The organism is Mesorhizobium sp. M2C.T.Ca.TU.002.02.1.1, assembly GCF_003997225.1.
Map to the genome: position 1 here is coordinate 1 of NZ_RZTO01000451.1, position 5,076 is coordinate 5,076.

7 protein-coding genes are annotated in these 5,076 nt (G+C 62.9%); 5 read left to right on the plus strand and 2 right to left on the minus strand.

What is annotated here, in order from left to right; genetic code table 11:
• Both EOD07_RS21940 and EOD07_RS21945 read left to right on the plus strand, forming a co-directional pair.
• Positions 1-568 (plus strand): rhomboid family intramembrane serine protease (locus EOD07_RS21940; protein WP_164772417.1); only part of this gene is annotated, 568 nt, incomplete at its 5' end.
• Positions 569-793: 225 nt separating this feature from the next.
• Positions 794-1,225, plus strand: a complete 432-nt coding sequence (locus EOD07_RS21945; protein ID WP_073989628.1) for a CBS domain-containing protein — start codon at positions 794-796, stop codon at positions 1,223-1,225.
• 54 nt (positions 1,226-1,279) lie between these two features.
• Here EOD07_RS21945 and EOD07_RS21950 read toward each other — a convergent pair whose 3' ends face one another.
• Complete coding sequence (locus tag EOD07_RS21950) at positions 1,280-1,537, minus strand: YjhX family toxin (RefSeq protein WP_127236962.1); 258 nt, start codon at positions 1,535-1,537, stop codon at positions 1,280-1,282.
• 280 nt (positions 1,538-1,817) lie between these two features.
• On the opposite strand from EOD07_RS21950, the gene gatB reads away from it, so the two are divergent.
• From gatB to EOD07_RS21965, 3 genes are all read left to right on the plus strand, one after another.
• Complete coding sequence (gene gatB, locus EOD07_RS21955; RefSeq protein ID WP_040983136.1) at positions 1,818-3,317, plus strand: Asp-tRNA(Asn)/Glu-tRNA(Gln) amidotransferase subunit GatB; 1,500 nt, start codon at positions 1,818-1,820, stop codon at positions 3,315-3,317.
• Positions 3,318-3,321: 4 nt separating this feature from the next.
• A complete protein-coding gene (locus EOD07_RS21960) occupies positions 3,322-3,810 on the plus strand; it encodes a GNAT family N-acetyltransferase (protein ID WP_127236963.1) in 489 nt (162 codons plus the stop codon).
• Positions 3,811-4,041: 231 nt separating this feature from the next.
• Entirely contained in the window at positions 4,042-4,740 is a 699-nt protein-coding gene (locus EOD07_RS21965) for an AIM24 family protein (protein ID WP_127236964.1), read from the plus strand.
• A 42-nt stretch (positions 4,741-4,782) separates the two neighbouring features.
• On the opposite strand, the gene EOD07_RS21970 is transcribed toward EOD07_RS21965, so the two are convergent.
• Positions 4,783-5,076: pantoate--beta-alanine ligase (locus EOD07_RS21970; RefSeq protein WP_164772418.1), on the minus strand; the 294-nt coding region annotated here is incomplete at its 5' end.

Below are 5,076 nucleotides of genomic sequence, written 5' to 3' on the forward strand. Positions count from 1 at the left end.
GACGCTGCTCTATGACGGTGCCTTCATTCCTGTGCTCTACACTGGCAAATATGGCTTCGACTGGTTCCTGTTCACGCGTCCGTTCACCTATGCGTTCATGCATGGTGGCATCGCCCATATCGCCATCAACATGATCTGGCTTTCGGCATTCGGTTCGCCGCTCGCCAACCGTCTCGGCGCGCTGCGTTTCGCCATATTCTACGCGGTGACCGGGCTGGCTTCGGTTGTTCTGTTCTGGGCGCTGCATCCCTATGGCGAGGTGCCGCTCGTCGGTGCATCGGGGGCGATTTCCGGCATGATGGGCGCGGCGGCGCGCTATGGCTTCCGCGTCGACCGTTCGTCCGGCAAAGCGGCCTTCGCTGGCGAGCCCTTGCCGATCGCGGCGGTGTTGCGCTCGCGCGGCGTGATGACCTTTCTGGGCGTCTGGATGGTCATAAATCTTGCCACGGGCCTGCTTGGCTTCGCGCCGGGAATAGACGGCCAGATCGCCTGGGAAGCGCATATCGGCGGCTTCGTCGCCGGCTTTTTCGGGCTGCGCTTCTTCGATCGCCCGCTGGCTGCCGCTTAGAGCAATTCCAGGAAAAGTACGCAGCGGTTAAGTTCGGCGTCTTCGCCGTAACCTTCCGTCCGGAATTGCGTGAAAACAAAGGCATGGAGCGGTTCGCCGTTTCCGTGAAACGGTGAAACGCTCTCGTCCTTAGGCGTACTTGAAATGCAACCAATGACGGCGCACCATGTTGGGGCTGAAAGCCGGTCGGGGCGGGAGCCGGCGTCAAAGGCTGTGGAGGACGCCATGACGGTTAAGGCAATTCTTGAAAGCAAGGGCCATGACGTGTTCACGCTCGGGCCCAACGAGAAACTCAGCGAGGCCATTCGCATGCTGGCCGAGCACAGGATCGGCGCGCTCGTCATCACCAATGGCGACCGAAAGATCGTCGGCATTCTCTCGGAACGCGATATAGTCAGGGTCGTGGCCAGGGAGGGCGCCGCCGCGCTCGACATCGCCGTGCGCTCGGCAATGACTCCGAAGGTCAAGATCTGCAACGAAAACCACACGGTCAACGAAGTCATGGAGATCATGACGAGGGGCCGCTTCCGCCATCTCCCCGTGGAGAAAAACGGGCTGCTCGACGGCATCGTCTCCATCGGCGACGTGGTCAAGCGCCGCATCGAGGATGTCGAGCGCGAGGCCGAGGAGATCAGGGCCTACATCGCCACCGCTTAACGGGCGGGGTGAGAAGACCGCCGGCCGTTTCCAGCCGGCGGCGTGTGGCAGGTCCTATCGGTTGTCGAGCTCGGCGCGGACGAGCTCGAGCCCGCGTCGTGTGATGCGGTAAGGACCGCCAGCCGTCGAGGAAACCGCTTTCTTGCGCCTCAGTTTTCGGAAGAGCTCCAGGTCGAAGCCCGGATAGCGCCAGCCGTCGCGGGTCAGGCACTGGACCGAGGCGATCTTCCTGCTCTCGTTCTTTTCGATTTCGATACGCCCGCCCTGCGCGAGCAGGTGCAGGATGCGCTGTTCGTTGCGCGATATGTCCATTGAAGAATTCCCGGGAAAAACAACAAAAGCCGCCGCCGCGGTGCATCGCGGCACGGGGTTTCAGGTTTTTCTGCCCTGCCTCGTAAGAGGTCAGGGCTTCACCGGGACTGAGCGTAAGTGGACATCCACTCTCCATTGGAATGGACGCTTCTTAGGCGAGAGCCGCAGAAAAGGCCAGTAGGCGGCTTTGCGCTTGTGTCGCAGGGCGGTTTGCACTAGCGAAGTTGCTCGTCAATTATCCGTTCGCGCATATTCGCGAATTCACAGTACGTAGGCCTCCATGAGCATCATCGATACCCGCACCCCCGACGCAAAACGTCTGATCCCCGGCGCCACCGGCGACTGGGAGATCATCATCGGGCTCGAAGTGCATGCGCAAGTGATCTCCGAAGCCAAGCTCTTTTCAGGCGCCTCGACCTCGTTCGGCGCCGCGCCCAACGCCAATGTCAGCCTGGTGGACGCGGCGATGCCGGGCATGCTGCCGGTCATCAACGAGGAATGCGTCAAGCAGGCGATCCGCACCGGGCTCGGCCTGAAGGCGGCGATCAACCACAAGTCGGTCTTCGACCGGAAGAACTATTTCTATCCGGACCTGCCGCAGGGCTACCAGATCTCGCAGTTCAAGCAGCCGATCGTTGGCGAGGGCAAGGTGATCGTCTCCGTCGGGCCCGACCGCCAGGGCGAGTTCGAGGATATCGAGGTCGGCATCGAGCGCCTGCATCTGGAACAGGATGCCGGCAAGTCGATGCATGACCAGCACCCGACCATGTCCTATGTCGATCTCAACCGTTCCGGCGTGGCGCTTATGGAGATCGTCTCCAAGCCCGATATCCGCTCGGCCGACGAGGCCAAGGCCTATGTCACCAAGCTGCGCTCGATCATGCGCTATCTCGGCACCTGCGACGGCAACATGGACGAAGGCTCGCTGCGCGCCGACGTCAACGTCTCGGTGCGCCGACCAGGCGGCGCGTTCGGCACGCGCTGCGAGATCAAGAACATGAACTCGATCCGCTTCATCGGCCAGGCCATCGAATACGAGGCGCGCCGGCAGATCGCCATCCTGGAGGACGGCGGCAAGATCGACCAGGAGACGCGCCTGTTCGATCCGGCCAAGGGCGAGACGCGTTCGATGCGTTCCAAGGAAGAAGCGCATGACTATCGCTATTTCCCGGATCCCGACCTGTTGCCGCTGGAGTTCGATCAGGCCTATGTCGACGCGCTCGCCAAGGACCTGCCGGAGTTGCCCGACGACAAGAAGGCGCGGCTGGTCGATGTGCTCGGCCTTTCGGCCTATGACGCCTCGGTGCTGGTTTCGGAAAAGCCGATCGCCGACTATTTTGAGAAGGTGGCGGCAGGGCGCGACGGCAAGCTCGCCGCCAACTGGGTCATCAACGATCTCTTGGGCCAGCTGAACAAAGCCGGCAAGGATATTGAAAATGCTCCGGTTTCGCCCGAGCAGCTCGGCGCCGTCCTCGACCTGATCAAGGAAGGCACCATTTCCGGCAAGATCGCCAAGGACCTGTTCGAGATCGTCTGGAACGAGGGCGGCGATCCGCGCCAGATCGTCGAGAGTCGCGGCATGAAGCAGGTCACCGACACCGGCGCCATCGAGAAGGCGGTCGACGAGGTGATCGCCGCCAACCCGGACAAGGCCGAACAGGCGCGCGCCAAGCCGACCATGGCCGGCTGGTTCGTCGGCCAGGTGATGAAGGCGACCGGCGGCAAGGCCAACCCGCAGGCCGTGAACGACCTCGTCAAGGCCAAGCTCGGCATCGAATAGGCCGATGTTCGTCCGCACCGCCAGCGAGCGCGATCTTGTTGCGGTGCGTGCGTTGCTGGTCGAAACCTGGCACGCAACCTATGACGCCGTCCACGGTGCCGAACAGGTTGCGGCGATCACCGACGACTGGCATTCGATAGCCTCGCTCAAGGCGCGGCTGACGCGGCCGAATTCCGAATTCCTGGTCGCCGACGATGGCAAGCGGCTCGGCGGCATGGCCTTCGCCGCCGCCACCACGGACCCGAAGATCGTGCTTCTGCACCAGCTCTATGTGCATCCGGCCTGCCAGCGGCAGGGGATTGGCCGGTTGCTGCTCGATGAGGTGGAGGCCAGCTTCCCGGAGATGCGTGCGCTGCGCCTTGAGGTCGAGGAGGCGAACGCCGTGGCGATCGCCTTCTACGAGGCGAACGGGTTCAGGCGCGCGGGCGGGACCGCGGATTGCGGCGGCAATTCGGGATGGCCTGCGCTCATCCTGGAAAAGCGGCTCGGCTAAAGCAATTCCAGGAAAAGTGTGGGCGGTTTTCCGTTCGGAATTGCGTAAAACAAAGAAATAGAGCGGTTCGCCGTTTCTGTGAAACGGTGAAATGCTCTATGTCGCAGGCGAGCATCCCATCTCATCGCAAGGTTTTGATTTGATCGCGCCGATACGCGCGATCAAGGCTGCTCGTCGCCGGCGTCGTACCCTCCATAAGGCAGGGGCGTCGTCCGCAATCGGGGGATTGCCATGCCGAGCTTGCCGGAACTGATGCCGACCGAGGTGTCGGAGGAGACTTTTGGCGGCGTGACCTATCACGTCGCCGGTGAACTGGTGCCGGTGCTGTCGGTCGATGTGACCAACATGCCGGTCTATTTCGAGCACCACATCCTGCTCTGGAAGAACACCACCATCACCATCGGCCTGAAATCGCTGAAGGGCGCGCTGAAGCGCATGATCGCCGGCATGCAGATCTTCGTCACCGAGGCGTCCGGGCCGGGCGTCATCGCCTTCAGCCGCGACGGGCCGGGCCATATCGTGCCGATACATCTCCGGCGCGGCGAGGAGATCCAGGTGCGCGAGCACCAGTTCCTCGCCGCCACCGCCAGCGTCGACTACAGCTTCGAGCGGGTGCGCGGACTGGGAACAATGCTGTTCGGCCAAAGCGGCTTCTTCATCGACCGTTTCCGTGTCGAGACCGGCGACGGCATCGTCTGGCTGCACGGCTACGGCAATGTCTTCGAGAAGGTGCTGGCGCCCGGCGAGACCATCGATATCGAGCCGGGCGGCTGGCTGTTCAAGGACGCGTCGGTCAGGATGGATACGAGGATCGACAAGCTTTCCAGCGGCTTCTTCGGCGCCGCCATGAACTTCGTCGTCAACCGCTTCACCGGGCCAGGCCGCGTCGGCATCCAGTCGATGTACCTGCATATGCCGTCGGAAGAGTAGCGTCATACAGCGCCGCGGTGACAGCTCGCGGACCGTGGGCGCTCAGGCGGAGGGAATCTCCACATTGTCGATCAGCCGCGTCGTGCCGAGCCATGCCGCAGCGAGCAGCCGGCCGTCGTGCCCGCGCTGCCAGGGGCCGAGCGTGACGCTCGCGCGGGCGGCGACATAATCGACCTTTTGGAAGCCGGCCGAGACAAGCGCCTTCGCGGCATCTTCGGTGGCGCCGGCCTCATCCGCGCCGGCTGAAAGCGACGCCGCGGTGCGGCGCAGGACCAAATTGAGCTTGCGCGCAATGTCGAGCTCGGCTTCACCGAGATAGGCATTGCGCGACGACAT

Bases quoted from the DNA above. Each gene is read 5' to 3' on its own strand.
- EOD07_RS21950 (WP_127236962.1), bottom strand. From the start codon at position 1,537: ATGGACATATCGCGCAACGAACAGCGCATCCTGCACCTGCTCGCGCAG.
- EOD07_RS21945 (WP_073989628.1), top strand. From the start codon at position 794: ATGACGGTTAAGGCAATTCTTGAAAGCAAGGGCCATGACGTGTTCACG.
- gatB (WP_040983136.1), top strand. From the start codon at position 1,818: ATGAGCATCATCGATACCCGCACCCCCGACGCAAAACGTCTGATCCCC.
- EOD07_RS21965 (WP_127236964.1), top strand. From the start codon at position 4,042: ATGCCGAGCTTGCCGGAACTGATGCCGACCGAGGTGTCGGAGGAGACT.
- EOD07_RS21960 (WP_127236963.1), top strand. From the start codon at position 3,322: ATGTTCGTCCGCACCGCCAGCGAGCGCGATCTTGTTGCGGTGCGTGCG.